At 64.2% G+C, this 24,606-nt stretch carries 31 protein-coding genes and 1 tRNA gene; 16 read left to right on the plus strand and 16 right to left on the minus strand.

Annotated elements, in window-relative coordinates:
* Positions 1–36 precede the first annotated feature (36 nt).
* The 3 genes from pcaH to pobA form a co-directional block, all read right to left on the minus strand.
* Positions 37–765 (minus strand): protocatechuate 3,4-dioxygenase subunit beta, encoded by a 729-nt coding sequence (pcaH, locus tag BM075_RS19595; RefSeq protein ID WP_093362400.1) that lies wholly within the window; start codon positions 763–765, stop codon positions 37–39.
* Positions 766–801: 36 nt separating this feature from the next.
* Positions 802–1,179, minus strand: coding sequence for a 4-carboxymuconolactone decarboxylase (gene pcaC / locus BM075_RS19600; RefSeq protein WP_093362401.1), 378 nt, complete (start codon positions 1,177–1,179; stop codon positions 802–804).
* Between the two features lie 201 nt (positions 1,180–1,380).
* Positions 1,381–2,550: a 4-hydroxybenzoate 3-monooxygenase gene (gene pobA / locus BM075_RS19610; protein ID WP_093362403.1), complete on the minus strand. Its 1,170-nt coding sequence runs from the start codon at positions 2,548–2,550 to the stop codon at positions 1,381–1,383.
* A 92-nt stretch (positions 2,551–2,642) separates the two neighbouring features.
* Here pobA and pcaQ point away from each other — a divergent pair, with 92 nt between their 5' ends.
* Positions 2,643–3,557: a pca operon transcription factor PcaQ gene (gene pcaQ, locus BM075_RS19615; protein WP_093362404.1), complete on the plus strand. Its 915-nt coding sequence runs from the start codon at positions 2,643–2,645 to the stop codon at positions 3,555–3,557.
* A gap of 125 nt (positions 3,558–3,682) precedes the next feature.
* Positions 3,683–4,648, plus strand: a complete 966-nt coding sequence (gene speB, locus BM075_RS19620) for an agmatinase (protein WP_093362405.1) — start codon at positions 3,683–3,685, stop codon at positions 4,646–4,648.
* 153 nt (positions 4,649–4,801) lie between these two features.
* On the opposite strand, the gene BM075_RS19625 is transcribed toward speB, so the two are convergent.
* Positions 4,802–4,877, minus strand: a tRNA-Trp gene (locus BM075_RS19625).
* Positions 4,878–5,147: 270 nt separating this feature from the next.
* Between BM075_RS19625 and BM075_RS19630 the strand changes: the two genes are divergently transcribed.
* On the plus strand, positions 5,148–5,357 hold the full coding sequence (locus tag BM075_RS19630; protein ID WP_093362406.1) for a hypothetical protein: 210 nt from the start codon (positions 5,148–5,150) through the stop codon (positions 5,355–5,357).
* A 25-nt stretch (positions 5,358–5,382) separates the two neighbouring features.
* The gene (locus BM075_RS19635; RefSeq protein WP_093362407.1) at positions 5,383–5,565 is read left to right on the plus strand and encodes a hypothetical protein; all 183 of its coding nucleotides are present in this window, start codon (positions 5,383–5,385) and stop codon (positions 5,563–5,565) included.
* 357 nt (positions 5,566–5,922) lie between these two features.
* On the opposite strand, the gene BM075_RS19640 is transcribed toward BM075_RS19635, so the two are convergent.
* The 9 genes from BM075_RS19640 to BM075_RS19680 are packed head-to-tail and all read right to left on the minus strand — an operon-like array spanning position 5,923 to position 10,546.
* Complete coding sequence (locus BM075_RS19640) at positions 5,923–6,462, minus strand: flagellar basal body-associated FliL family protein (RefSeq protein ID WP_093362408.1); 540 nt, start codon at positions 6,460–6,462, stop codon at positions 5,923–5,925.
* Positions 6,463–6,472: 10 nt separating this feature from the next.
* Positions 6,473–7,201, minus strand: coding sequence for a flagellar basal body L-ring protein FlgH (gene flgH, locus BM075_RS19645; protein ID WP_093362409.1), 729 nt, complete (start codon positions 7,199–7,201; stop codon positions 6,473–6,475).
* A gap of 27 nt (positions 7,202–7,228) precedes the next feature.
* Entirely contained in the window at positions 7,229–7,672 is a 444-nt protein-coding gene (flgA, locus tag BM075_RS19650; RefSeq protein ID WP_093362410.1) for a flagellar basal body P-ring formation chaperone FlgA, read from the minus strand.
* Positions 7,669–8,454: a flagellar basal-body rod protein FlgG gene (gene flgG / locus BM075_RS19655; protein WP_093362411.1), complete on the minus strand. Its 786-nt coding sequence runs from the start codon at positions 8,452–8,454 to the stop codon at positions 7,669–7,671. The genes flgA and flgG overlap by 4 nt, the downstream gene beginning before the upstream one ends.
* Before the next feature lie 12 nt (positions 8,455–8,466).
* On the minus strand, positions 8,467–9,180 hold the full coding sequence (locus BM075_RS19660) for a flagellar hook-basal body complex protein (protein ID WP_093362412.1): 714 nt from the start codon (positions 9,178–9,180) through the stop codon (positions 8,467–8,469).
* Positions 9,181–9,183: 3 nt separating this feature from the next.
* The gene (locus BM075_RS19665; protein ID WP_093362413.1) at positions 9,184–9,450 is read right to left on the minus strand and encodes a flagellar biosynthetic protein FliQ; all 267 of its coding nucleotides are present in this window, start codon (positions 9,448–9,450) and stop codon (positions 9,184–9,186) included.
* Positions 9,451–9,454: 4 nt separating this feature from the next.
* Complete coding sequence (fliE, locus tag BM075_RS19670) at positions 9,455–9,739, minus strand: flagellar hook-basal body complex protein FliE (RefSeq protein WP_093362414.1); 285 nt, start codon at positions 9,737–9,739, stop codon at positions 9,455–9,457.
* A 12-nt stretch (positions 9,740–9,751) separates the two neighbouring features.
* A complete protein-coding gene (gene flgC, locus BM075_RS19675; RefSeq protein WP_093362415.1) occupies positions 9,752–10,144 on the minus strand; it encodes a flagellar basal body rod protein FlgC in 393 nt (130 codons plus the stop codon).
* Between the two features lie 12 nt (positions 10,145–10,156).
* Complete coding sequence (locus tag BM075_RS19680; RefSeq protein WP_093362416.1) at positions 10,157–10,546, minus strand: FlgB family protein; 390 nt, start codon at positions 10,544–10,546, stop codon at positions 10,157–10,159.
* A 79-nt stretch (positions 10,547–10,625) separates the two neighbouring features.
* Here BM075_RS19680 and BM075_RS19685 point away from each other — a divergent pair, with 79 nt between their 5' ends.
* Positions 10,626–11,942: a FliI/YscN family ATPase gene (locus tag BM075_RS19685; protein WP_093362417.1), complete on the plus strand. Its 1,317-nt coding sequence runs from the start codon at positions 10,626–10,628 to the stop codon at positions 11,940–11,942.
* A 37-nt stretch (positions 11,943–11,979) separates the two neighbouring features.
* Here the strand turns inward: BM075_RS19685 and BM075_RS19690 are convergent, their stop codons facing one another.
* Positions 11,980–12,831, minus strand: coding sequence for a DUF6635 family protein (locus BM075_RS19690; protein ID WP_245758920.1), 852 nt, complete (start codon positions 12,829–12,831; stop codon positions 11,980–11,982).
* Positions 12,832–12,996: 165 nt separating this feature from the next.
* Here BM075_RS19690 and BM075_RS19695 point away from each other — a divergent pair, with 165 nt between their 5' ends.
* The 9 genes from BM075_RS19695 to BM075_RS19735 all read left to right on the plus strand — a co-directional run bounded on the left by BM075_RS19695 (position 12,997) and on the right by BM075_RS19735 (position 20,937).
* Entirely contained in the window at positions 12,997–13,272 is a 276-nt protein-coding gene (locus BM075_RS19695; RefSeq protein ID WP_093362418.1) for an SDR family NAD(P)-dependent oxidoreductase, read from the plus strand.
* A 209-nt stretch (positions 13,273–13,481) separates the two neighbouring features.
* Complete coding sequence (locus BM075_RS19700; RefSeq protein ID WP_093362419.1) at positions 13,482–13,847, plus strand: hypothetical protein; 366 nt, start codon at positions 13,482–13,484, stop codon at positions 13,845–13,847.
* 123 nt (positions 13,848–13,970) lie between these two features.
* On the plus strand, positions 13,971–14,291 hold the full coding sequence (locus BM075_RS19705; protein ID WP_093362420.1) for a hypothetical protein: 321 nt from the start codon (positions 13,971–13,973) through the stop codon (positions 14,289–14,291).
* Between the two features lie 140 nt (positions 14,292–14,431).
* Positions 14,432–15,115, plus strand: coding sequence for a phosphatase PAP2 family protein (locus tag BM075_RS19710; protein ID WP_245758921.1), 684 nt, complete (start codon positions 14,432–14,434; stop codon positions 15,113–15,115).
* Between the two features lie 71 nt (positions 15,116–15,186).
* A complete protein-coding gene (gene ku, locus BM075_RS19715; protein WP_093362421.1) occupies positions 15,187–16,041 on the plus strand; it encodes a non-homologous end joining protein Ku in 855 nt (284 codons plus the stop codon).
* Positions 16,042–16,044: 3 nt separating this feature from the next.
* Positions 16,045–18,471 carry a DNA ligase D gene (gene ligD, locus BM075_RS19720; RefSeq protein WP_093362422.1) on the plus strand — a complete coding sequence of 809 codons (2,427 nt, stop codon included), beginning with the start codon at positions 16,045–16,047 and terminating at the stop codon, positions 18,469–18,471.
* Between the two features lie 134 nt (positions 18,472–18,605).
* Complete coding sequence (locus BM075_RS19725; protein WP_093362423.1) at positions 18,606–19,226, plus strand: exopolysaccharide biosynthesis protein; 621 nt, start codon at positions 18,606–18,608, stop codon at positions 19,224–19,226.
* A gap of 88 nt (positions 19,227–19,314) precedes the next feature.
* The gene (locus tag BM075_RS19730) at positions 19,315–19,875 is read left to right on the plus strand and encodes a type 1 glutamine amidotransferase domain-containing protein (protein ID WP_093362424.1); all 561 of its coding nucleotides are present in this window, start codon (positions 19,315–19,317) and stop codon (positions 19,873–19,875) included.
* A gap of 162 nt (positions 19,876–20,037) precedes the next feature.
* The gene (locus tag BM075_RS19735) at positions 20,038–20,937 is read left to right on the plus strand and encodes an alpha/beta hydrolase (RefSeq protein ID WP_093362425.1); all 900 of its coding nucleotides are present in this window, start codon (positions 20,038–20,040) and stop codon (positions 20,935–20,937) included.
* 147 nt (positions 20,938–21,084) lie between these two features.
* Here BM075_RS19735 and BM075_RS19740 read toward each other — a convergent pair whose 3' ends face one another.
* Entirely contained in the window at positions 21,085–22,236 is a 1,152-nt protein-coding gene (locus tag BM075_RS19740; protein WP_177208423.1) for a PRC-barrel domain-containing protein, read from the minus strand.
* 253 nt (positions 22,237–22,489) lie between these two features.
* Here BM075_RS19740 and BM075_RS19745 point away from each other — a divergent pair, with 253 nt between their 5' ends.
* Together BM075_RS19745 and BM075_RS19750 are read left to right on the plus strand one after the other, a co-directional pair.
* Positions 22,490–22,681, plus strand: a complete 192-nt coding sequence (locus BM075_RS19745; protein WP_093362427.1) for a PLDc N-terminal domain-containing protein — start codon at positions 22,490–22,492, stop codon at positions 22,679–22,681.
* 13 nt (positions 22,682–22,694) lie between these two features.
* Positions 22,695–23,684, plus strand: coding sequence for a YihY/virulence factor BrkB family protein (locus BM075_RS19750; protein ID WP_245758922.1), 990 nt, complete (start codon positions 22,695–22,697; stop codon positions 23,682–23,684).
* Between the two features lie 7 nt (positions 23,685–23,691).
* Here BM075_RS19750 and BM075_RS19755 read toward each other — a convergent pair whose 3' ends face one another.
* Positions 23,692–24,366, minus strand: coding sequence for a hypothetical protein (locus BM075_RS19755; protein ID WP_093362429.1), 675 nt, complete (start codon positions 24,364–24,366; stop codon positions 23,692–23,694).
* Between the last annotated feature and the right edge of the window lie 240 nt (positions 24,367–24,606).

The raw sequence follows: 24,606 nt of genomic DNA on the forward strand, positions 1-24,606 counted from the left end.
ACCGCCAAGGCGGCACCGACTTCGCCCGGAAACGTGTCAGTTCCCATCCAGACGGTTCTCGAACATCGTCGAGCGGCGGCCGCGCAGCACGATGTCGAACTTGTAGGCGATGGTATCGAGCGGGATCGTCGCGTTCATGTCGAGCGCCGCGACGAGCTGGCCCTGCGCGGCCATGTCGGGGATCGTATTCACGATCGGGCAGCGCTCGATCAGCGGGTCGCCCTCGAAATAGCACTGCGTGATAAGTCGCTGGCAAAAGGCGGTGCCGAAGATCGACATGTGGATATGCGCCGGCCGCCACGAATTCACGTAGTTCCGCCACGGATAGGCGCCGGGCTTCACCGTGCGGAAGTAGTAATGGCCGTTCTCGTCCGTCAGCGTGCGCCCGCAGCCGCCGAAATTGGGGTCGATGGGAGCGAGGTAGGTGTCCTTCTTGTGCCGGTAGCGCCCGCCGGCATTGGCCTGCCAGATCTCTACCAGCGTGTTCGGGATCGGGCGGGCGTTCTCGTCCAGCACCCTGCCGTGAAGGATGATCCGCTCGCCGATCGCGCTGCCGCCGTCCTTCGCGTAGTTGTGGATCAGGTCGCGGTCGAGCGGGTCGATGTCGGTGTGGCCGAAGGTCGGGCCGGTGATCTCGCTCACCGATTGCTGCAGGCTCAGGAGGGCGTATTGGGGCGAGCGGGTGACGCTGGTCTTGTAGATCGGCGTCTGCGCCGGCGGGTGCCAGGCGCGGTCGCGTTCATAGAACTCGGCGGGCGTCGTCATGTGGGTCTCCTCCTCGGGTGGGCTGCGGCGCCCCGGTCACTCTTCGTCCATCTCGGCGTAGGTCTGTTTCGCGAGCTTCAGTGCGTGGTTGGCGCGCGGCACACCGGCATAGATCGCCACATGCTGGAACGCCTCGACCACGTCCTCCCGACTGGCACCCGTGCGGACCGTGGCGCGAATGTGCATGGGAATCTCGTCGAAGTTCCCCGTCGCCGCCAGCAGCGCCAGCGTCAGCATGGAGCGCTCGCGCAGGGTAATGCCATTCCCTGCCCAGACGGTGCCCCAGGCGCCCTCTGTGATGAGTTGCTGGAACGGGGCGTCGAATTCGGTCTTGGCGGCCTCGGCACGATCCACGTGCGCGTCGCCCAGAACCTTGCGTCGAACGGACATGCCCGCTTCGTAGCGTTCAGACATGCCGGTTCTCGGGCAGCAGGTTCGCCGGATTGGCGCGAATTGCCATGAACGCGTGCCACGCCCGGTCCGGGTCACGCCCGAGGGTCTTTTCGTCCGCTTCAGGCGGTTCGTACTGGGTTGCAAGACCACGTCCGGGCCCAGCCCCATTCGCCGGAGCCGGCGTCAGAACGCCATTCGTTCCAAAAGACGGTATCATCCACATCAGTAAGGGAGCCCCACATAGTTCTGTGCAAAGACTTTCTGTGCCGCCTCGCTGTCCCGCAGGAAGGCGATATCGGCCCGTTGCATCTTCAGGTCGAAGTCCGACTGGTCGGGATAGCGGTGCAGCAGGTTGGTCGTGGCCCAGCTGAACCGCTCCGCTTTCCAGATTCGCGCCAGCGCGCGTTCGGAGTAGCGGTCGATCCCCTCGCTGTCCTTCTCCTCGTAGAACTGCGCGAGGCCGTGATACAGGTAATGGACATCCGAGGCCGCCGTGTTCAGCCCTTTCGCCCCTGTCGGCGGCACGATGTGCGCCGCATCCCCGCACAGAAACAGCCGGCCCCACCGCATCGGTTCGGTCACGAAGCTGCGGAGCGGCGCAATGGATTTTTCGATGGAGGGACCGGTCACCAGCTTTTCGGCCGCCTCCGACGGGATGCGCCGCTTCAGCTCCTCCCAGAAGTTCTCGTCGCTCCAATCTTCCGGGCTGTCCGACAGTGAGCATTGGATGTAGTAGCGGCTCAGGTTTGCGTTGCGCATGGAGCAGAGCGCGAAGCCGCGTTCCGACCACGAATAGATCAGTTCTTCGTGGACCGGCGGTGTCTCCGACAGGATGCCGAGCCAGCCGAAGGGGTAGACCTTCTCGTATTCGCGCCGAACCGTCAGCGGGATCGTCTGGCGGCTGACGCCGTGGAAGCCGTCGCAGCCGGCGACGAAATCGCAGTCGATCCGCTCCTGACGGCCGTCCTGCTCAAAGGTGACGAAAGGCGCATCCGTGTCGGCCCCGTTGATGACGACGTTGTCGACATCGAACAGGATCGTGCCGCCCGCCGCCTCCCGCGCGTCGTAAAGGTCCCGGGTGAGTTCCGTCTGACCGTAAACGATGACGTCTGTCCCGGTGTGCTCCTGGAAGCTGACGTGGAACATCTCGTCGCCGTAGGCGATCACCGTTCCCTCGTGCACGAAGCTCTCGCGGTCCATCCGGTCAGCCACGCCGGCCTCCCGCATCAGGTTGACGAACCCCACCTCAAGAATCCCGGCCCGGATCCGGCTCAGGACGTGCTCGCGGGTCCTCCGCTCCAGCACGACCGTATCGATGCCTCTCCGGTGCAACAATTGCGACAACAGCAGCCCGGAGGGCCCACCGCCGATGATGCAGACCTGTGTGCGCATGTCGTTCCTCCCGGGATGAACGATGACTTGTTGATAGGGCGATGTAAAATGAGATATTTTACGAGATAGTTTCCGAAATTGGAAAGTTTCTGATGATCGACCGTCGAATCAAGGTCCGCCATATCCAGTGTTTCGTGGAGATCGTCCGGCAAAAGAGCCTCAAGCGCGCCGCTGAGCGGCTCTCGCTCACCCAACCGGCGATCTCCAAGACGTTGAAGGAGTTGGAGGAAATCCTCGGCACGGCGCTCCTGATCCGCAACCGCGCGGGCGTGGCGCTGACCCGGCAGGGCGAGGTCTTCCTGCACTTCGCCGAGATGAGCGTTGCAGCGCTCCAACAAGGGCTGGACGGGGTGGAGCAGATCGGCAGCCGGGGAAGCATCACGCTTTCCATCGGCGCGCTTCCGAGCGTCGCCGCCCGCCTGATGCCGGAGGTCGTGCGCAGCTTCCGAACCCTCGCGCCCGAAATTACCCTGCGCATCACCGATGGCCCGCACGGCTACCTGATTGACCTGCTGCGACAGGGACGGTTGGACCTCGTGATCGGCCGGCTGGGACAGACCGACACGATGCAGGGCATTTCCTTCACGCAGCTCTACAACGAATACGTCGAATTCGTCGTCCGCCCCGGCCATCCCCTCCTCGCTGATCCGGACATGCGGCGCCTAAGCGAATGGCCGGTGATCTTTCCGCCGGAGGCCTCCGCGATCCGGCCGCTGATCGAACGGGTGCTGGTGGCGCATGGCGTGGGTGAGATCCCGGATCGCATCGAAACGGTGTCGGGGGCCTTCGGGCGGAACTTCACCGCCGCCACGGATGCCGTCTGGATCATCTCGGCCGGTGTCGTCGCCAAGGAGATTGCCGATGGACGGCTGGTACGCCTGCCGTTCGAGACGGCGCTTACCGTCGGGCCGGTGGGCCTGATGTCCCGCCCCGACGCGCAGCCGACACCGGCCGAACAGATGTTCCGCAAGGCCGTCAACGTGGCGGTGGAGGACCTGTCCGTGTAAGGCGGCGCCCCGGAGATCATGGTTTCCCCAGTCGAAACGGGAACGCCGAGGATCGCGATTGCCACTCTGCCCACCGCGGCGTACCGATGATCCGCCACATGTACGCGCCAGGAGAGCCCGCCCCCATGTCAGACAGCAGCAGCGTCACCCCGGTCGCCGGAGACCTCGCCTTCACCCGCGACGACCTTCGTGGAACGATCCCGGAGGCCGCCTACGCGGGCGCGCTTAGCTTCATGCGCCGCCGCTTCACCCGCGACCTGACCAACGCGGACGTTGCCATCCTAGGTGTGCCGTACGATCTGGCGCTCTCCGGCCGGTCGGGAACGCGGTTCGGCCCGCGTGGCGTTCGTACGGCCTCGGCCAACATCGCCTGGTCCGGCCCCTGGCCATGGGAGACGGACCCTTACGAGCAACTCGCCATCGTCGATTACGGGGACTGCGAGTTCGACCCGGGCAAGCCCGCGGATATTCCCGGCACCATCGCGGCAACGGCCCGGAAGATTCTGGCCACGGAGACCGCGCTCCTGTCGATTGGCGGAGATCACTTCATCACTTATCCCCTGCTACAAGCCCACGCTGAAAAGCATGGCCCGCTGCACGTCATCCAATTCGACGCCCACACCGACACGTGGGCCGACGAGCCCGACCGGATCGACCACGGGACGATGCTCTGGCACGGGGTGCGGGAGGGGCTGGTCGTTCCGGAGCGCTCGGTGCAGGTGGGGATCCGCACCCACAACCCGGACCCGTTGGGGTTCAACGTGATCTCCTCGCGGGAGGTCCATCAACAGGGGCCAGCCGAGATCGCCCGCCGCATTCGGGAGATCGTTGGCGACGGCCCCTGCTACCTGACCTTCGACATCGACGCGCTGGACCCGTCCGCCGCCCCCGGCACCGGCACCCCGGTCATCGGGGGGCTTACCACCTATCAGGCGCAAGAGATGCTCTACGGCTTGGCCGGTATCGACCTCAGAGGAATGGACCTGGTCGAAGTCTCTCCGCCCTACGACGTTTCGGAGATTACCGCCCTGGCGGCGGCGACGCTCATCAGCGACATGCTGGCGGTCTACGCTGCCCGCCCCGGCGCCTGACGTTCCCTCTGGCCGAGAAGCCCGGCCGGAAGAAGTCAAATCAACGGGACCGTCCCTCGGTCCCGCCCAAAGGAAAGGCGGCTGTCCCATGCCAACGGCTTACCAAACGACAGCAGGTTCGGCAGTGCGCAGTGACAGTCAATTTCCGGAGATTGGCAGGGGCAGCAGGGCTCGAACCCGCGACCTACGGTTTTGGAGACCGTCGCTCTACCAGCTGAGCTATACCCCTACGGCCCGCGCTTCTTAGGTTTTCCACCCGAAAGCGTCAAGCGGTTATAAATGTTCATAGGGCATCCTTTGCGCATCGACCCGGCTTGAACCATCCCGCACGTGATGGCCATTCAATGGCCGCCCCGGAGTGATGGAAGAGGCAATCCTTAGACGGGTCGATGCGATGCAAGACGGTTTCCGAGCAGACCTGCCCCACGCCGCATTCGCCTCGCGGCCTTGGACCCGACTGCACGATAAGTCACTGGGTGGGGCGCGGCGGGTTCCAACGATGCTCAAGCCGCAGGAACGGCGGATCCAAGGCTGGTTCAAAGCCATCTGGGTGAAGTGCGCGGGGGATGTCATGGATCTGGGCCGCTTCGCCGGAGGCGCGACGGCACGGCTCGCCGAAGGGATGGCGGTGGCCGGCTCGACGCGACAGGTGCACGCCTACGACCGCTATTCTGAACCGTTGGGATCTCACGCCATTCGACAGCTCTGACATTCTTCCATTGGCGAAATGCCTGTTGGCCGGATGGAAGCATCACGTCATCCTGCACCAATTCAAGATCCACCGCGCTCGCTGGGGCAGCGACCCTAATGACCGGCTGGTCAGGGATGCCTCCAACACCGCCCAAACGATGGACCGGATGAACGAGAGGTTCATGACCCACCTCATCATCCCCGGGCGCTCCCTCCCGGTTCATTAGGACGTCCTGCATTGGGACCACCACTTGGATCCCGCGCAGATAGAAGTACTGTCCGATCACTTCGTCCCGGTCGTCCATGTGCCGCGCTCTGTCGCCGTTATATCGCCGCACCCCGGCACCGGGCGGCGTCGCTGCGGCGCGGGCCAGCGCGCTGACCGATACGCAGCTTTTGGGCCACCACGCGGCAGCACAAAACCGACACGTAACCCTCGGGATGCCGGACCTGCGTAAGGATACGATCTGCGCGTTCTCCGCCAATGGCGGGACAGGGGCGGCTTATCGGTTCCGGCGCCCTTGACGAGAATTATCAGGTCGACGCCCGAGATGCGTATCCGTCCCAACCGCAAGCCTCCCGCCTCAGCTATCCTGGCGCGCTATGTCGGTCACCAGCACGTCCAGAACGGAGTCGCCGACGATCTGTCGAGCCTCCTCCCGAAGCGCCGTCCGCAGATGATCCAGCGCTCGCGTGGAGGTGTAGGTGCCGTCGAACCCACCGGCATTGGCGTAGTCGAACATTACTTGAAGCAACGCATCCCGGATCCGTGGCTCTTTCGCGAAGACGTCCTCCCGGCTTCCGACCATCGTTTCAAGTGAAAGCGACAGAACGACCATCGACGTCATCCGACCGCCCTTCAGAATCGGGACGACGAAACGGTTGCTGAGATCCACGAACTCCGTGCCGGACACCGCCCCATGCGGCGCCTCGCCATGCGCCGACGTTTGGCCGTGAGGATCGGTTGCCAAATCAGGGTCCTGCGCATGGTCGGACAAATTCTGGGTCCCATGCTCGTGAACTGCGGTTTCTGCGGCGACTTCGGCGGGCTTCAGGATATGGCCTGCCGTGAGGCCCGCGCCGGCCCCCGCGAGGGCCAGAATTCCGGGTAAAAGCAGTCGCATGCGTGCCTCCTCAGAACGGCAGGATGATGTCGGCGATCTGCTGACCGTAGCGGGGTTGCTGAACGTCCGAGAGCTGGCCCCGCCCGCCGTAGGAGATCCGGGCCGAGGCGATCTTGTCGTAAGTCACCTCATTCATCCGGGTGATATCTTCGGGACGCACATAGCCGGAAACGAGCAGTTCGCGGATCTCGAAATTCACCCGCACTTCCTGACTCCCTTTGATCTGAAGAACACCGTTCTGAAGCACCTCGACCACGGTTGCAGCCACGCGGAGCGTCAGCTTCTCGCGCCGTTTGACAGACCCGTCGCCCTCGGAGGAACTGTTCGAATGCGCCTTGACGGCGGGGTCCATCGACGATCCCGCAGGCATATTCTCGTTGATCCTCTGCGGAAGGCCGAAAAGATCGCTGACCCCCATCTGTTCGCCCGAACTGCGCGAGCGCGCGGTGGTGTTCGACATCTCCGCCTTGTCGTCGATCTCGATCACCACCGTCAGGATGTCGCCCCGCTTGCTGGCTCGACGGTCCCCGAGGAGCGATTGCCGGTCCTTGCTCCACAGAGAGGCCGTATCGGACTTGCGGAAAGGCTCCGTGGTTTCTGGCAGCGGTATCACCGACATCGCGCGGTGTTCGTAGGTGTTGGAGTTCGGGGTGAACGCCGGCCGCTTGCCGACCTCGGTGACGCGCGCGCATCCGGCGAGCGTCAGTGTCAGCAACAGGAGAGTGGCAACAAATCGCATGGGAGTGGTTCCGGTTTTCTCAATGTGTCAGGGACGCCGATTGGCGGCGTCGACGAAGATCTGCCCGCTGGCGTCGACCATACCGGTGACCGTGGCGCGGGATTCCAGGTTCATCGCGCGGACCGTCTCGCCGGCGGCCGCACGGGCAAGGGATCTCCCCTCCGCCGTGATCGTGAGACCGCCAAAACGGTAGAGCAGCGTCACCGTTTCATTTCGCTCGATCGCGGCGGGCGGGCCGATGTCTTCCGGGTGGATGGGGCGCCCCGCATACAACACCACCCGCGCCTCCATGCCGACCGCTTCGGCTGGCGACCGGAGGGCACCGGCCACGGAGTCCTCGATCGTTGACAGGTCTTCGCTCGAAAGGACGGCGTGGCTTCGGATCGTATGGGCGGCGACCAATGTCTGTGCGCCACCCGGACCCGGCATGGCAGCCATCGTTCCAAATAGGATCAGAAGGGTGCGTCTCATCGGATCTGCGTGGTTGCGCCGAGCATCTGATCGGCCGCAGTGATCACCTTGGCATTCAGTTCGTACCCGCGCTGCGCCTTGATGAGGTCCGTCACTTGCCGAACGGCATCGACGGAGCTGTCCTCCAGATATCCCTGGCGCAACATGCCGAGCCCGTCCTCGCCGGGGGCCGCGACCATCGGCGGGCCCGACGCGGCCGTCTCCTGGAACATGTTGGACCCGATCGCTTCCAGGCCCTTGGGGTTCGAGAAATCGGCAAGGGAGAACTCCCCCAGGGATTGCGCATCCACCTGGTCGTCGAAATACGCGAAGACCTCGCCTTCCGGGCTGATCGAAATGCTCTTGGCATCGTCCGGGATGGTGATATCGGGCACGACCGGAAAACCCTCGGAGGTTACGATCAGGCCGTCCGGAGATACCTTGAGACCACCATCGCGCGTGTAGGCCGATGCGCCACTCGGAAGCGTCACCTCAAGGTAGCCGGAGCCATCGATCGCGACGTCCAGATTGCCGCCTGTTTCGGTGAGCGTCCCTTGCTTCTGCAAGACCGTGACTGAGGACGGCCGAACCCCGAGACCGACCTGCACGCCGGTCGGTAGGATTGTTCCGTCGGCGGCGTTGATCGTGCCGGGGCGGGCAAGCTGCTGGTAATGCAGATCTGTGAATTCCGCACGGCGCGCGTCGTAGGCCGTCGTGCTCATGTTGGCGAGGTTGTTGGAAATGACATCGACCCGCATCTGCTGGGCGGTCATCCCGGTGGCGGCTATACTGAGTGACTGCATCGCTTCCGTTTTCTACCTGGTTAGCGTTTCGATGACCTTCGAGACGCGGTCTGATTCACGCTCGGAAAAGGACTGGCCCAGTTCATAGGCGCGCTGCACCTCGATCATCCGGGTGATCTCGCGGACGGGGTTGACGTTCGCGGCCTCAAGAAATCCCTGACGGACAGTGCTGTCGTCGACAGGTTCGAGCTCGCCCGAGACCTGTAACAGGCTTCCCGACTGATACTGGAGGTCGGCGGGGTCGGCCGGACGGAACAGCCCGATCCGGCCGAGCGGGCGGCCGTCGGCGCTGAGCGTTCCGTCAGCCGCGACGGCGACGGACCCGCTGTCGGGCGGCACGAAGACCGGAGCTCCGCCTTCGTCGAGCACGAGGTGCCCCTCCGGCGTCACCAGATCCCCAGCCTCGTTCGGCATGAAGGCGCCCGCACGCGTGAGACGCATGCCCTGAGGGGTCTGAACCTGGAAGAAGCCTTCGCCCTGTATGGCGAGGTCCAGCGCGCCGCCGGTCGGTTCCACGGCCCCTTGTGAGAGATCGACATGGCGCGCCCGTGCGGCTGCCATAGACACCGACCCACCCGGGCCCGGCGTCGCGGCAATATGCTCTGAGAACACGACGCCTTCGCGACGGAACCCCGTCGTCGACAGGTTGGCGATGTTGTTCGCGATCGTCTGCATTTCGCGCATCAGCCCGGTCTGCCGGGAGAGCGTCACATATCCCACGCTCATCGCTCAGAACGCCCGGATCAGTGGGAGGAGGCTCCCGTGGAAGAAGCTGACGAGGCTCTGCGTCATGAAGCCCATCGACGCCCAGAACACCAGGACGATGGCCAGCAGCTTCGGCACGAACGTCAGCGTCATTTCCTGGATCGACGTCAGAGCCTGGAACAGGCCAACGCTCAGCCCGGCCACGAGGGCAACCGAGAGGATCGGCACGGACATCGTCACCGCCGTCCAGAGCCCCTCGCGCATCGTGTCGTAGAAGACCGTCTCGTTCATGGGATCACACCGGCATCCGGAGGATTTCCTGATACGCTTCGACGACGCGATCCCGCAGCGTGGCGGCCGTTTCCACAGCCAGTTCCGTCTGGCTCAAAGCCATCACCAACGCGTGCGGATCCGCGCTTTCGAGGGCGGAGCCCTTGGCGGTCGCTTCGGCATTCTGCAGGACGGACGCGAACTTTGTGGCTGCATCTGCCACCGGGTTCTTCGATTGCCCCGTGGCGGCGGCAAGCGCCGGCTTTGCGGCGGAATAGGCCTGGCCGGCCTGAGCTGCTCGGATATCCATTCTGGTCTCCTGTTATTTTCGCATCAGTTCGAGCAGGCTCAGCGTCATCTGCCGCGCCTGGTCGAACATCTTGAGATTGGCCTCGTAGCTTCGCTGCGCCTCGCGCGCGTCGGCGACCTCCACCAGCAGGTCCACGTTCGATCCGTCGTAGTACCCGCTCTCGTCCGCCATCGGGTGCGCGGGATCGAAGATCCGGGTCGCCTCCGTCTGGTCCAGCGTCACCGGGCCATTTCGGAGCAGCCCCGCCCGCTCACCGGACGCCAGTTCGGTCTCAAACGACGTAATCTTGCGCCGATATCCGGGCGTATCGACGTTGGCGATGTTCTCCGAGACATGGCGAAGCCGGGTGGCCTGCCCCCTCATTCCACTGGCCGATACCGCCAGCGACTGCATAAGATCGCTCATAATCCTGATCTCCTACCGCCGGCCGAGACTGGTACGCAGAACGCTCAATCCGCTTCGGTAAATGGAGAGCGCAATTTCGTGCTGCTGACGGATTTCCGCTGACTTGATGATCTCGGTTTCCAGCGAAACGGTGTTTCCATTGGGGTCTGCGGGTGCATCCGAGACGGCGAAGGACCGGGCACGTTCTGATCCCGGCGCCTGCGACAGATGAGAGTCCCGCGTCCGGCGCATTCCGATGCCGGAGGTGTCGTTCCGCCAGATCTCGGCAAAGTCGGGAATATCGCGCTGACGGTACCCCGGGGTGTCGGCGTTGGCGATATTTCCGGCGACGACCGACTGGCGCGACGCGGCGTGCTCGGCCATGCCCTGCGCGAGCCGAAATATCTCGAGATTTTGGAACATCGGGGGTTCTCCCACGGCTTTCAACGATGGTTTAACCCCGATTCCTTTAGAAACTGTGTGCGACAACCGGGAGAGCAGAATGCACGGCAGAAGCCTTGATACCTTGCTGCACGGAATCGGCACGCTGAAGCCGGTGCGGTCCGTGGGAAGAATTGCGCAAGCCGCGCGCGGCACGATCCTTGTCGAGGGATTGGAGCAGGAGGCCGCCCTGGGCGACACCATCCACCTCAGCGCGCGGGATGGCCGGCTCGGGGGCGAGGTCATCGACATTTCCGACGCGGGGGTCCGTGTGCTTGTCGACGGCTCCGGCGATGGCGTGCGTATCGGCGATCCGGTGACCCTGATGGGCGCGCCGGCCATCGCGCCATCGGACGATTGGATCGGTCGCGTCATCGACCCCTACGGGCAACCGATGGACGGGTGCGGGCTCGCACATGGCGCCTCCGAAAGGCCGCTCCGCGCTGCCGCGCCGAATGCCACGCAAAGGCGCCCCTTCGGCGCGAGGATCGGAACCGGCCTGGCCGTGTTCGACACGATCCTGCCGCTCGTGCGCGGTCAGCGCGTCGGCGTGTTCTCTGGCTCCGGGGTCGGAAAATCCACGCTTTTGGGCCAGTTGGCGCGCGGTATGGAGACGGATGTGGCCGTGATCGCGCTGGTCGGAGAACGGGGGCGGGAGGTTCGGGATTTCGTCGAGAACACACTCGGTCCCGAGGGTCTTGCAAGGTCTGTGGTGATCGCGGCGACGTCCGACAAGCCGCCCCTCACCCGACGTCGCGCCCTCTGGACCGCGATGAGCGTGGCGGAGCATTTCCGGGATCAGGGACGGCATGTGCTTTTCCTGGCGGACTCTGTCACCCGGTTTGCGGAGGCCCACCGCGAAGTCGCCCTGGCTTCGGGAGAAACGTCCTCGCTCCGGGGCTATCCACCGTCGGTCGCGCACCAGATCATGGCCCTTGCGGAGCGCGCCGGCCCGGGCGCGGCGAAAGGCGGCGGCGACATCACGGCCATTTTCACCGTGCTGGTTGCAGGGTCCGACATGGAAGAGCCCATTGCCGACATCCTTCGCGGGGTTCTCGACGGGCATATCGTTCTGGACCGTCAGATTGCCGAACGTGGCCGGTTTCCCGCCGTTGACGTCCTGCGCTCAGTCTCACGCTGCCTTCCCGGCGCCTGCAACGAACAGGAGAATGCTCTCATACGGTTGGCGCGCCAGCGAATGGGCGCCTACGACAAGTCCGAGATGATGATCCAGGCCGGACTGTACGCGGCCGGTAGCGACCCGGAAGTCGACGCAGCGATCCGGGCCTGGCCTGCCCTCGACGGGTTTGTGTCGGAGCGGTCACGAAGCTCGCCCGAGGACACGTTCGCCCGCCTGGCGGAGTGCCTCGGCGTCTGACGATCACCTCACAGGGTGCGAGTGCTGGACCTGCACGTCAGCCACGTAGAAACCGCCAGAGGCTTAGCGCCATATCGGTCATATCGCCCATCCGCGCCGCGACGTGTTCCCGCGCCAGCCCCTGCCCTGCGCCGGGGTTGGTAGCCAGCCGGTCGAGCAGGCGATTGATGCGGCGCCGGTGCGTGCCCGAGAGGACCTGCAACGGGTCGGCAATGACGCCCGCAAAGGTCGTGACGACCGACGCAACCGCCGCAAGGATGACCCCGCTCAGCACAACCTGCCACACGGGAAGCACTTGCGGAAACAGGCCGTAGTACATTCGCCCGAGCCCCTGGCCGAGCGGGAAGCTCTCGATGGCCGTGGTGCGGGCATGCATTTCAGCGACCGGACCGGCCAGGGAGATCACGCCAGGGGTCGCCGAGTGAAAGATCGCCAGACCGAAGGCCAGGACGACCAGCGATGTCGTGATCTCGGCGACCGCGTTCCGCACGCCCACGTAATCGGACACCGCCGCCTCGATCTGGGTGGGCGAGGCCGACAGGCGAGGCTCCCGCGCCGCTAGCTCGCCGATGAAGGCAAGCATCCGCTCGCGGACCTTCGTCGAGACGTTGGTTTCCAGAAGGATGTCGCGGCGCATGAGCCAGGCTGACAGCCGTTTGGCCCCCAGTACCTTCGCGAGAAGGGCCGCCAGGCGGGTCAGGAGGAAAACCGGCGCGAGGGCGACGTTTGCCGGGGCGCGCAACAGGTCCAGACCGAACGCCGCCCGGTGCAGGCGGAGTGTCCCGAGGGGGCCAAACGTTTGGCGCACGAATGCCCGCACCGCGGTGTCGCGATGGCGCTTGAAGGCACGGTCGTCCCGCGCCGGAATGTCGGTCGTTGGCTCGGTCACGAGCCTGTATATGTGGACCCACCCTCCAAATAGAAGAGACCGCAGCGCTGGCTCAGAGAGGCAATGCACCGGCCCGAGATGACGGGCGGAAGATCGCCCAGCGGTTGCCCAATTGAGTGACCCGCGAAAGCCTCGCCCAGCCGCACCCGTTCGTCGCGATCGAAGGTGCAGGAGAGCCTCCTCGAACACGACGAGGCCGCAGAGACCCGCGCCCTCGTTGAGCAGGCCAGCCGCCGCGCCTACCTGCACGCGGGCGACATTCAGGATGCGGACCATCGTCGCGCGCCCGTGCGGGTAACCGTCGGGGTCTTCGGACGCCCCGACATCCTCGTCAACAACGCCGCTCATCAGGTCTGTTGCGATGCTTCCGAAAACAACTCCGACGAGGAACGGGAGAGGACATTGCGCACCAACATCCACGCGATGTTCTACCTATGCTAGGCGGCGGTGCCGGTGATGAGGGAGGGCGGGTCGATCATCAATTCCGCCTCCAGCTACGCCTTCGGCGCAACCGTCGCCGTGGTCGGCGGTACGCCGATGATGTGAGGCAGGCGTCGCCCGATGCGGTCACAAGGCGGGGGAACAGCGCGGGGAACTTTGGGGAGACCCGCCCGTTCTCCTGCCGAACAGGCAATAGAAGGATGCAAGACATGGAATGGACGCAGATCCAGACGAGTTGGCCGGAGCTGTCGGCCTCGATACTCACGCGCTGGCCGGAGGCGCACGAAAACGACGTGCTGGCCATCGACGGGGACCGCGAGGCGTTCATCACCTTTATCGGGCGACTGGAAAAGTTGCCGCGCGAGGAAGCGGAAGACAGGGTTGGAGAGTGGGCGGCCACCGCTATGCCCGCCGACGCCCGGATGCACCCGGCCCAAACCAACGCCGCGATCGAGCAGAGCGCGGCCTATGTGGCGCCGGGCGAGGAACCACTCGACGCCGACGAAGCGTTCGGCGACGAAGCGGATGGGGAACGCACTGTCGCAGAGCCGCCTGTGGGCCGGACCTCGGACTAGGCTCTCGGGCCCCGCGACTGACCCCGCTTTACGCGATCCTGAGCCATGCAATCCGGAACATCCGCGAGGGTGCGCCCGTTGGTACCATGCAGATGACCTCGTAATGTGGAGGAGGAACGAGACATGGCTGCCAACGGAACGACGCACAAACCGCAATCCGAGATCGACGAGTCGCACGCAGAGAAGGAGGAGACGACCCACCGCGCCCAGACGGAGGACGCCCGCTCCGAGATGATCCCGCCGATCGAGCCGGCGGACACCATGCTCGTTAAAGGACCGCCGGAGGGAGACCTGTCAGCGGCGCCCAACGAGCACGGCAACGGGTCAACTCTTCGACACGGAGATGGCGCGCCGGAAACCGGGACGATCCCGTCCAAGTTTGCAATCGGCGCAGGCGTCGTGGTATGCATCCTTCTCTTGCTCGTATTGGGCGCCATATTCTGATCGGATCTTACTGTCCGGGGGCGCGTGAACTGTTACAATGTGGGCAGACCAGAGTTTGCAAGGCTTATTCAACCCTCCGGCGATGATGCACCGTGCTTGAACAAACGATAATTTCCCCCGCCCGGTGGATTCGGCAGAACGTGGAGTTGAGCACCCTGCTCACCCTCTGTTTCATCGCGATGTCCTTGTGGGGCTTCATGGAACTCGCCGGAGAGGTCTTCGAAGGCGAAACGCGCAACATCGACACACAGCTCCTGTTGGCGCTCCGAACGCCGGGCGACCCGACGGACCCACTCGGCCCTCCCTGGGTCGAGGAGGTGGGCCGGGACATGACGGCGCTCGGTGGCCTGCTGGTTGTGACGCTGGCAACGGTCGCCACCGCCTTATTTTTCCTGCTTTCCGGACGGTACAGGTCAGCGCTGTACATGCTCGTGGTGATCGGCGGCGGCGTGACCGTGTCCAACACGGCGAAGGGGATATTTTCCCGCCCGCGACCGGATCTCGTTCCGCACGGCTCCATCGTTCACACCGCCAGTTTCCCGTCCGGCCATTCGATGATGGCGGCTGTCGTCTACCTTACGCTGGCCGTTATGGTCGCCCGTATCCTGCCGGAGATGCGGCTCAAGATATATGTGCTCAGCGTTGCGGTGTTTGTCACGGTCATGGTTGGCGTCAGCCGGGTTTACCTCGGGGTTCACTGGCCAACGGACGTTCTGGCCGGTTGGCTCGCCGGGGCGTCTTGGGCGGTCATGTGCCTCCTCGGTGCGCGGGTCCTTGCTCGGTTTGGCAAAGTCGAACCAGAAGCACACGAGGAAGAGGCCTAAACCGTCCGCGCCCGCACGGCCAATGAACAAATTCCCTCCGTAGGCGTTGAGTCCCGAATCTGGAGGATGAGATGGCCTCACGCGCGGTCTGGAAAGGTCAGCTTCGGCTTTCGCTGGTGTCGATACCAGTGGAGATCCACTCTGCAACGAAAAGCGGGGCGCGCGTTAGTTTCCGACAGATCCACGGGCCGACGGGCAAGCGCGTGCGTTATGAAAAGACCGTGCCTGGCGTGGGCCCGGTGGACAGCAAGGACATTCTCAAGGGCTACGAGCTCGGCGACGACGAGTATCTCCTGCTGGAGCCGGACGAGATCGACGCGATCCGCCTGGAGACCAAGAAGACACTCGAACTGGTTCAGTTCGTCGGCCTGTGTGACATCCCCCCGCTCTATTACGACCGTCCCTACTATGTGGTCCCCACCGACGACCTCGCCGAGGATGCCTATCGCGTGGTGCGGGACGCCTTGCGGCAGGAAACAAAGGTCGGGCTGGGGCAGCTAACGATGCGCGGCAAGGAATACCTTTGCGCCATCCGGCCCTGCGGCGACGGGCTGCTGCTGGAGACGCTTCATTACGCCGATGAGATCCGGAACGCCGACCCGCTCTTCTCGTCAATCGAAGACGATAAAGCGGAGGAGGACCTCCTTTCGGTTGCGACCGAACTCATCGACCGCAAGACCGCTCCCTTTGACGCCGCGGCCTTCGAGGACCGATACGATACTGCCCTGCGAGAGCTGATCGAGCGGAAGCGAAAGAACCGGAAGACCCCGCGCGCCAAAGCCGGGTCCGACGGCGACCGGCCTGGCGGCGAGAACGTCGTCGACCTTATGGCCGCCCTTAAAGAAAGCGTGAAGCAGAGCAAATCCGGCGGGCGGCGGAAGAAGTCGGGCAGCGCGGACTCGGGCGGCGGCAAGAAATCGGCCTGACCTTTGGGCAGGTTGGACAAATACCGCGCCAAGCGCGACTTCGCCACCACGCCCGAACCGCAGGATGCCGGCGACCCCAGCGGCCTCGCCCCGCGATACTCCATTCAGAAACACGACGCAACGCGCACCCACTTCGACCTGCGGCTGGAATGGGACGGTGTGCTGTTGAGCTGGGCGGTCACGAAAGGCCCCGCGCTGGACACCTCCGAGAAGCGGCTGGCCGTGCGGACGGAGGATCACCCCCTCTCCTATCTCGACTTCGAGGGACCGATCCCCAAGGGCAACTACGGCGCCGGCACGGTGATGCTGTGGGACATTGGCCACTGGCGCCCGGTGGAGCCGGTGGCTAAGGGGTTGCAGAAGGGGCATCTCCATTTCACCCTGCATGGCCGCCGGCTCACTGGAGGATGGCACCTGGTCCGGATGCAGGGGAAAGCCAAGCACGACAAGGACCGCGAAAACTGGCTGATGATGAAGGAGGACGACGACGCAGCCAGGCGCCGCGACCCCGTGCTGCGTTATCGCCGCAGTGTGTCGACCCATCGGACCATGCGCGAAATCGCCTCGGGGGCCGATCCTGCCCCGGCAGAGCACCCCGGCAAACGCCCCGGGTTCCGTAAACCGCAACTCGCCACCTTGCACGATGCCCTCGCCCACGGGGACCATTGGTGGCACGAATTGAAGTTCGACGGCTACCGCGCTCTGGTGGCGCTTGGTGGCAAGGGCCCGCGCGTCTTTACCCGGAACGGACATGACTGGTCCGATCGGTTCGAGGATCTGTTGCCGGGGTTCGCCCCGCTCGACTGCAAGAGCGCGCTGATCGACGGGGAGATCGTGGCGGGCGCGGGCCTGCAGGGGTTTTCCAACCTGCAAAAGGCCATCAAGGCGGGCGGCCCTTTTACATTTTACGCCTTCGATCTCCTGGAACTGGACGGAACCGACCTGACCGGTCAACCGCTCCATGCGCGCCGCGAGGCTCTCGACGGACTGGTCCGTCAGGCCCCGCCCCTCGGCCTTGTCCAACTCTCCCCGGTGATCGAAGGGGACGCCTCAGAGTCCTTTGCCACCATCTGCAAGGCGGGCGGTGAAGGGTTGATTGCCAAGCGGACCGATGCGCCCTACCGCGCCGGGCGCGGCAAGACCTGGCTCAAGGTGAAATGTGAGCGCCGCGACGAGTTTATTATTCTCGGTTGGCAGCAAAGCGACAAGCGCGGACGCCCGTTCGCCTCCCTCGCGCTCGGCGCGTACCGGGAGGGGGATCTCGTCTATGCCGGCAAGGTCGGCACCGGTTTCGACAGCGATGACATGGAAGCGCTGAGCACAGCCATGAAGCCGATCGCCCGCAAGACCGCACCGGCAAAGGCGCCGACGTCGGAAGCCCGTGGCGTGCAATGGGTCACGCCCAAGCTCGTGGCCGAGGTGAGCTACGCCGAATGGACCGCCGACAAACGCCTGCGCCATGCAGTGTTTCACGGGCTAAGAGAGGACAAGTCGCCTGAGAGCGTCGAACTGGAGGGGGACGTCATGGCCGAGGACGACACGGGCCAAACGGTCGCCGGAATCCGCATCACCCACCCGGAGCGGGTCGTCTACCCCGACGCGGCGATCACCAAGCGGCAGGTGGCGGACTACTACGCGGCCGTCGCCGACCGGATGCTGCCCACATGCGAAGACCGTCCGCTCTCCCTGGTACGTGCGCCGGAGGGGATGCGTGGCGAAACGTTCTTTCAGAAGCACGCCGGCAAGGGGTTCCCCGACGCGCTCCGTACTGTCGAGATCGGGGAAAGCGATGGCCAGATGGAACCTTACATGTACGTGACAGATGCGTCGGGCCTCGTCGGGGCGGCGCAGATGGGGACGCTGGAATTTCACATCTGGGGATCGCGACGCGATCGGTTGGAGCGCCCGGATCGCATGGTGTTCGATCTCGACCCCGATGAGGGTCTGGCGTTCGCGGAGGTCGTGGCAGCCGCGGGCGATCTGCGCGATATCCTGTCCGATCTGGGGCTGCCGGCCTGGCCCATGGTGACGGGTGGCAAGGGCATTCACGTTGTCGTGCCGCTGCGCCGGGTGGCCGAATGGGAGACGGTAAAACTCTTTTCCCGCGTCCTGGCCACACTCATGGCAGAAAAGGAGCCGGACCGTTTCACGGCGACGATGTCGAAAGCGAAGCGGAAAGGCCGGATCTTTATCGACTGGCTGCGCAACGAGCGCGGAGCGACGGCAATCGCGCCCTTTTCCCTCCGAGCCCGCGACGGCGCGCCGGTGGCCATGCCGGTCGGGTGGGACGAACTGGGGCAGCTCCGGACGGCACAGGCGTTTCCCTTGCAGGCCGCGCTGGAACGGGACTGGCCGGACGCGGCCGGGGACGATCCACGCGGCATCACGGAGCAACGGATCGAACGTCTTCAGAGCCTTCTGGACGGCTGACGCAGCGGGGACTGCCGGGCCCATCCGTGGACAACGGACTAGGGCGGGCGCTGCGGCTCTCACCCCCGCAAGGGAACCGACTCACCTTCCGGAAGTTCACCTATTGAAACAGCGAAAAACAGGATGGGAAGTTCGTGAGCGATGCCCAAGCAGTCGGAGCCGACGGCTCCACCGAAACCGTTCAGCCCATCCGAAGCATTGTCGATCAACTCGACACGTTGAGTGATCGCGATGAGGTGCGGATCAGCAATATGCTGGAGGCTTTCGGCTCGAATTCCTTCCTTCCCGTCCTCATCATTCCCGCCCTGCTCGTGGTTTCCCCGCTCAGCGGCGTGCCTCTGTTTTCCTCCGTCTGCGGCCTGACGATTGCGGCCATTTCGGCGCAAATGATCTTCGGCCGGGATCACATATGGCTGCCAGACTTCCTGATGCGTCAGAAAGTCAGCGGCGAGCGGCTGCGCGGCGTGATGAAACGGCTCAGGAAGATCGCCGATTGGCTGGACCGGCACTCGCGCGAGCGCGTGAAGCCTCTGACGCGCCGCCCCGGCCGGAAGACGGTGCAAGTGCTGTGCCTCATCTGTGGTGCCGCGATGCCGATCCTGGAACTCGTCCCGTTCTCCTCCTCCCTTCTCGGTGCCGCCGTCACGCTGTTCGTGACCTCGCTGCTGGAGCGGGATGGGGCCTTCGCCCTGCTCGGGCTGGTGTTCATGGCTGCCGCCACCGCGGCTCCGGTGACCGTGCTGGGGATGCTCTGACGAAGTCGTGTGGTGGCACATGCCCACGGAACCTCGGGGACCGGTGAACGTTGGGCGCCATAACGAAGAGATACGGAAGGAGCAAACCATGCCCGCAATAGAAAATGCAAAGATTCTCATCATGGCGTCTAACGGCTTCGAGCAGTCGGAGCTGGAGGTACCGAGGGATCAGTTGCGCGCCCGCGGTGCGACCGTTCACGTGGCGACACCCGATGGCGACACCATAAAAGGCTGGGACGAAAAGGACTGGGGCCGCGACGCCGACGCCGACCTCTCGATCAAGGACGCGCGCTGCGAGGACTATGACGCATTGGTTCTCCCCGGTGGTCAAATCAACCCCGACACCTTGCGCGCCACCGACGAGGCCGTGCAACTGGTGAAGGATTTCCACGACAGCGGCAAGACGCTCGCCGCCATTTGTCATGCGCCCTGGCTTCTGATCGAGGCCGGCGTTATCTCGGGCCGCGATGCGACGTCGTTCGCGTCCATCAAGACCGACATGAAGAACGCGGGCGCGAACTGGAAGGACGAGGAGGTCGTGACGGACTGTGGTATCGTCACCAGCCGCTCTCCGGACGATTTGGATGCCTTCGTTGCAAAGATCGTGGAAGAAGTCGAAGAAGGCCAACATGACAGGTCCGCACAGTAACCACGGTAGGAAAATCCATCCTCCGGCGCGCATCCGGCGCGTCGGCGCTCCGGTCGCGCTCTGCGCGGCCGTTTGCGTAAGGCCTTCCCGTTGACGGCCGGGGCCCCACATACGAAAGGCAGGTGGGCTCCGTCGTGGGCGCACCTCGCCCGACGTCCCCTCATGGGCGCACGGTCCTTCAGGCCACCGTCGGCCGTCGATCCATCCCTGTCCGATGCGGACCTGCCCATGGAGGTCTTTGCCGACGATATCCCGGGTGGCCCCGTCGTATTGCTCCATGGCCTGCTTGAAACGAACGCGCTCTGGCGACCCATCATTTCGCGACAGCAGCCGTTGCCGCAGCCAACGGTCGCTCTACCGCTTCCTGGGCACAGCGCAAGCTGCACCAGCGCCCGAACGGCCGCTATGCTAAGGGATCAGCGGTTTCTCGACATCTACGCCCGCCGTCTGGACGCCGCGTTTCCTACCGGGCGGTGGCGCTTGGTCGGCCATTCCACCGGTGGGTTGGTTGCCCTGCAACTCGCGCGCCGGTACCCGGAGCGTGTCCGGGATATTTTGCTGGTCGGGTCGTTGTTCTCTGGCGGGATCGCAAGCGCCCGCTCGTTGCACGCGCGGCTCACTGCCCTGCCCGGCTTTGGGCATCTCGCGGTCAGCCTTCTTTGGCGGTACGCCCTGGAGTCCCCCGAGAACTTTCAGCGATGGGGCGCGATGGTTCAGTCGGGCAGCCGTGGTGCGGCTCCGCTCCCCGACGAGATGCGCGCGGAGCTGTCCTGCTGCAATCCCCTGGCGCTACGACTGATGCTCAATTGGGTACGCGGCCAGTCGATGCGGCAGGAGCTTCCCCTGGTTTCCTGCCCGGTCACGTCCGTGGTCGGGACGAAGGACCCAGTGGTTCCACCGGAACACCAAATCGCGCTGCTGCAGGCTCTTCCCAATGCGCGCGCGCTGCTGATGGAAACGGGCCACCTGCCCTTCTACGAGGCTCCCGACCAGTTCGACGACATGTTCCAGCGTTGGCTGATTGGCCCGCGCGTGGAGCGGGTTCTAGGAACGTCTTCGTAATATCTCCCGCCAGCGGCAACTTGCGTCCGGCAACCGCCGCATATTTCCCTGCTTCGCCAGCATGAACGAAAAAGGCCGGCGCATCGCGCCGGCCCAATTCCGTGGAAGGAATGCCACGTTAGGCGGCACTCCAGCGTTCAAGGCGTATCAGCCTTCCCAACGCTCCATTTGCTCAAGCTCTTCCTCGGTGCGGTTAATCTTCACCGTCTGATCGGCAAGGCCTTCACCTTCTTGCAGCGTCAGTTCGGAGAAGGGGATCGCGACCGGCTTTTCGCCAAGGCCGAGGAAGCCGCCTACGTCGATGATGACGCTGTCGATTTCGCCACTGTCGGTCAGGACGATATCGGACACTTCACCGAGACGGTCACCGTCGCTCCCGATAACCGGCATGCCGTCCAGCTCTTCAGCAGTCAGGACGCGGTCGGAGTCGCCATTGTTGGCGGCAGGCTCTTGAGCGGCGGGATCAACGGCAGCGGTGTCGGTCGCAACCGGCTCAGCGGCGTCCACGTTCTGCTCTGCCGCATCAGCGGTCTGCTCCATCTCCTTCTCAGCGGCGTCGGCCGTTTGCTCCATGTTCTGCTCGGCGGCCTCGGCGGTCTGTTCGACCTCCTGCTCCGTCTCATTGGCAGCTTGCTCAAGCTCTTGCTCGGCCTCGTTGCCAGCTTTCTCCATGTTTTGCTCAGCGGCGTCGGCGGTCTGTTCGACCTCCTGCTTGGTCTCCGCAGCGGCTTGCTCGGTTTCCTGCTCCATCTCGGTAGAGGTCTGCTGAGCCGCCATTTCCGGACGTTCGGAGTAGACGGAGTAGCTGTCCTCATCGAGCGCAGCGCGGTCGTACTCTTCTTCCATCTCAAGCTTCGAGCGGTCGCCGGTGAAGACGATGAAGTATTCGCCTTCTTCATCGGAGTCCTGCACGAACTTCAGGTTGTCCATGCTGGTCTGAACGTTTTTCTCGCCCATGCCCAGGAAGCCGCCGATGTCCATCGTGATCGACTCGATACCGCCCTCGGAGGTCAGAATAACGTCGCCGATTTCGCCGGCACGTTCCCAACCGTCAGGCACGTCAGCGACAGCCTCATCGACAGTCGCCTCGCCTTCGGCGCCCACGTACACCGGGTGACCAATCAGGTCGGCAGCGTTGATGGTCATGCCGTCCTGCTCCATCGAGATGCCGGCATCGGCTTGCGCGTTCGCGCTCGCTTCAGCATTCACCTCGGGTTTCTCGGCGGTCGCCGCATCCTGCAAAAAAAACGGCATAGCGGCGAGCATGACGATAGCGGTACTTGTCAGAATCCGTTTCATGAACTTGCTCCATTTCAACTTCCTGCGCACGGCAGTGTCTGCCCTGCGCCTCTGACGGAAGAACGCGATGGGGGGGATGCTGTTCCCGGAAAGAGCAACTAAATTACAGAAAAATATGGGAACTTTCCGCCCGCCTGCGCGTTTGCGCGCACCTTCGCGCGGGCGCAAATCAGTAAAAAGGCAGCCGGCACACGGAACATCCGGTCTTCGAGACAGCTTATCTACCAAACGCCAGTCTTGAGGAGACTTCCACATGTTTGATCTCGGCGGCCTGTTCGGCCTCATCCTGCTTGCCCTGGACATTTGGGCCATCATCTCGATCGTCGGTTCCGGCGAAACCACGGGCAAAAAGGTACTCTGGGTGCTGCTCGTCGTTATCCTACCGCTGATCGGCTTCATCATTTGGCTGGTCGCCGGTCCCCGGTCGGCGCGTACGGCGCCCTGACAGGCACGCGGCCGTGTCGGACACCCTCACGCCGCATAAAGTCAAGATTCGCCCCCGCCAGTACTCCTGGCGGGAATGGCGAAAGGTCGTTATCCGCACGTCGCGGCGGATGGACGAAGACAATCTCAGCCTCATAGCCGCCGGGGTGGGGTTCTACGCGTTCCTGGCAATCCTGCCCGCACTGGCCGCCGTCGTCGCGATCTGGGGATACTGGGCAGACCCGGAGGTCGTCGGCGAACAACTTGCCCTCCTCCGCCCGATGCTGCCCGTCAGCGCCTTCGACCTTCTACAGGCACAAGTCGCCACGATGGTCAGCGGTGCCACATCGACGCTCCAGTGGACCTCGGTCATCTCCATCGGCATCGCACTGTGGGTTTCGAAGGCCGCGGTTGCATCGCTGATCCGCGGGTTGAACGTCATCTACGAAAAGCCCCATCGAAAGAATGTCCTCCGCCGCAATGGCGTTGCGCTGCTCCTGACTGCGCTGCTGGTGACAGTTGCGATGGTGTCGATTGTCTTCGTGGTCATTCTTCCGCCGATCATCGGCTTTTTCCACCTGCCCTTCGCGGTGCAGTTCCTGATCGGCGCCGCGAAATGGCTGATCCTCCTGGGCGTCGTCGCCTTCGCGCTCGCCCTTGTCTATCGGTACGGCCCGAACCGCCGGGGTGGGCGGTTGCGCTGGATTACGCCCGGCGCCCAGGCGGCCGTGTTGATGTGGGCGGTGGGTTCGCTCCTGCTGGCGACCTATTTCCGGAACGTCGCCGATCTCAATCGGATCTATGGCTCCCTTGGCGCGGTCGTCGGCTTGCTCCTGTGGTTCTGGTTCAGCGCCCTGGTGACTCTGATCGGAGCGCAACTTAACGCTGAACTTGAACGGCTTGCCCGGCCGACACCTCGGCCGCACCCGACACATCACAAACCCACCGTGGCGTTGCGGGAAGTGCGGAAGCGCACGGGTCGGGTCCGGCAACCGGAGTCGCCCGTCGCTCAACCTCCGACGTAAGCGGAGGTCAGAGCTTTCGGTCCGGCTCCGCCTCAACGTCCGGGGCGGGTGTGCCCCGCAGGTCCAGCACGAGATGCGTTTCCTGATCGGCCATGTGTCGGAAGTGATGGATCGGTAGTTCCCGGCCCAGGTCCGTACCCGGGGCGTCGCGATCCAGAATCACAGCATGGATGGCGTTGGTGTCCGTCTCGAAGATGAAATCTTCGACCTTTCCGAGTTCTCCCACCGCATCGAAGGCCGTAAGGCCCAGCCACTTTCCAGCGCGCTCCATCGACTGGACCGGCGACTCTTCACCGTCGTCGTTGCCAGCTCCGGTGCCGCGCAACTCGCGGAGCTGTTGATAGAGCAGCAGAGGGGATATCGTGCTGCCGAACGGGCCCACGATCACCGGTGGCCAGCCCTGCAGGTCGACCTCCTCCCGTTCCTCCCGCCGCTCCCAACGCGGCGCACCAGCAAGGGCGTCTTCGTCGAGCTTGACCACCCACTCCCCGTCCCCTGCCGCCGAAGGTTCGATCAAGTCCATCGAGACGATGATATTGTCGATGCTCAACCAGCCGCCAATGTCGAGCGCCGCGTAGCGCAGGATCCCCTCATCGATACGAAAGAAGGCATCGCGAAAACTGGCCTTGCGGTCGCCGGCGCGCATCGGCTTGTCGATAAGATCCTTGAACGATTGCAGCATGTTTCCCCCTCGGTTCCTGAACAAAACGCCCGAAGCTTTGCGGAGTTCCCTGCGGCGCCCAGTGAAACAATCGAACTTCCTCCACTCTGTATGCGACAGTATCCTTCGCCCCGCGTCAACGCGCACGCTGGTATTGGCACCGAAAGAGTGAAAGACAGCCACCAGCCCTCCGGCATCCGGTCCGGCCCGCAACCGCCTACATGGCGCGACCGAGGCCATCCCGTTCCCCGATGGGGCGCC

It is taken from the genome of Tropicimonas isoalkanivorans (assembly GCF_900112335.1).
Lineage (GTDB): Bacteria > Pseudomonadota > Alphaproteobacteria > Rhodobacterales > Rhodobacteraceae > Tropicimonas > Tropicimonas isoalkanivorans.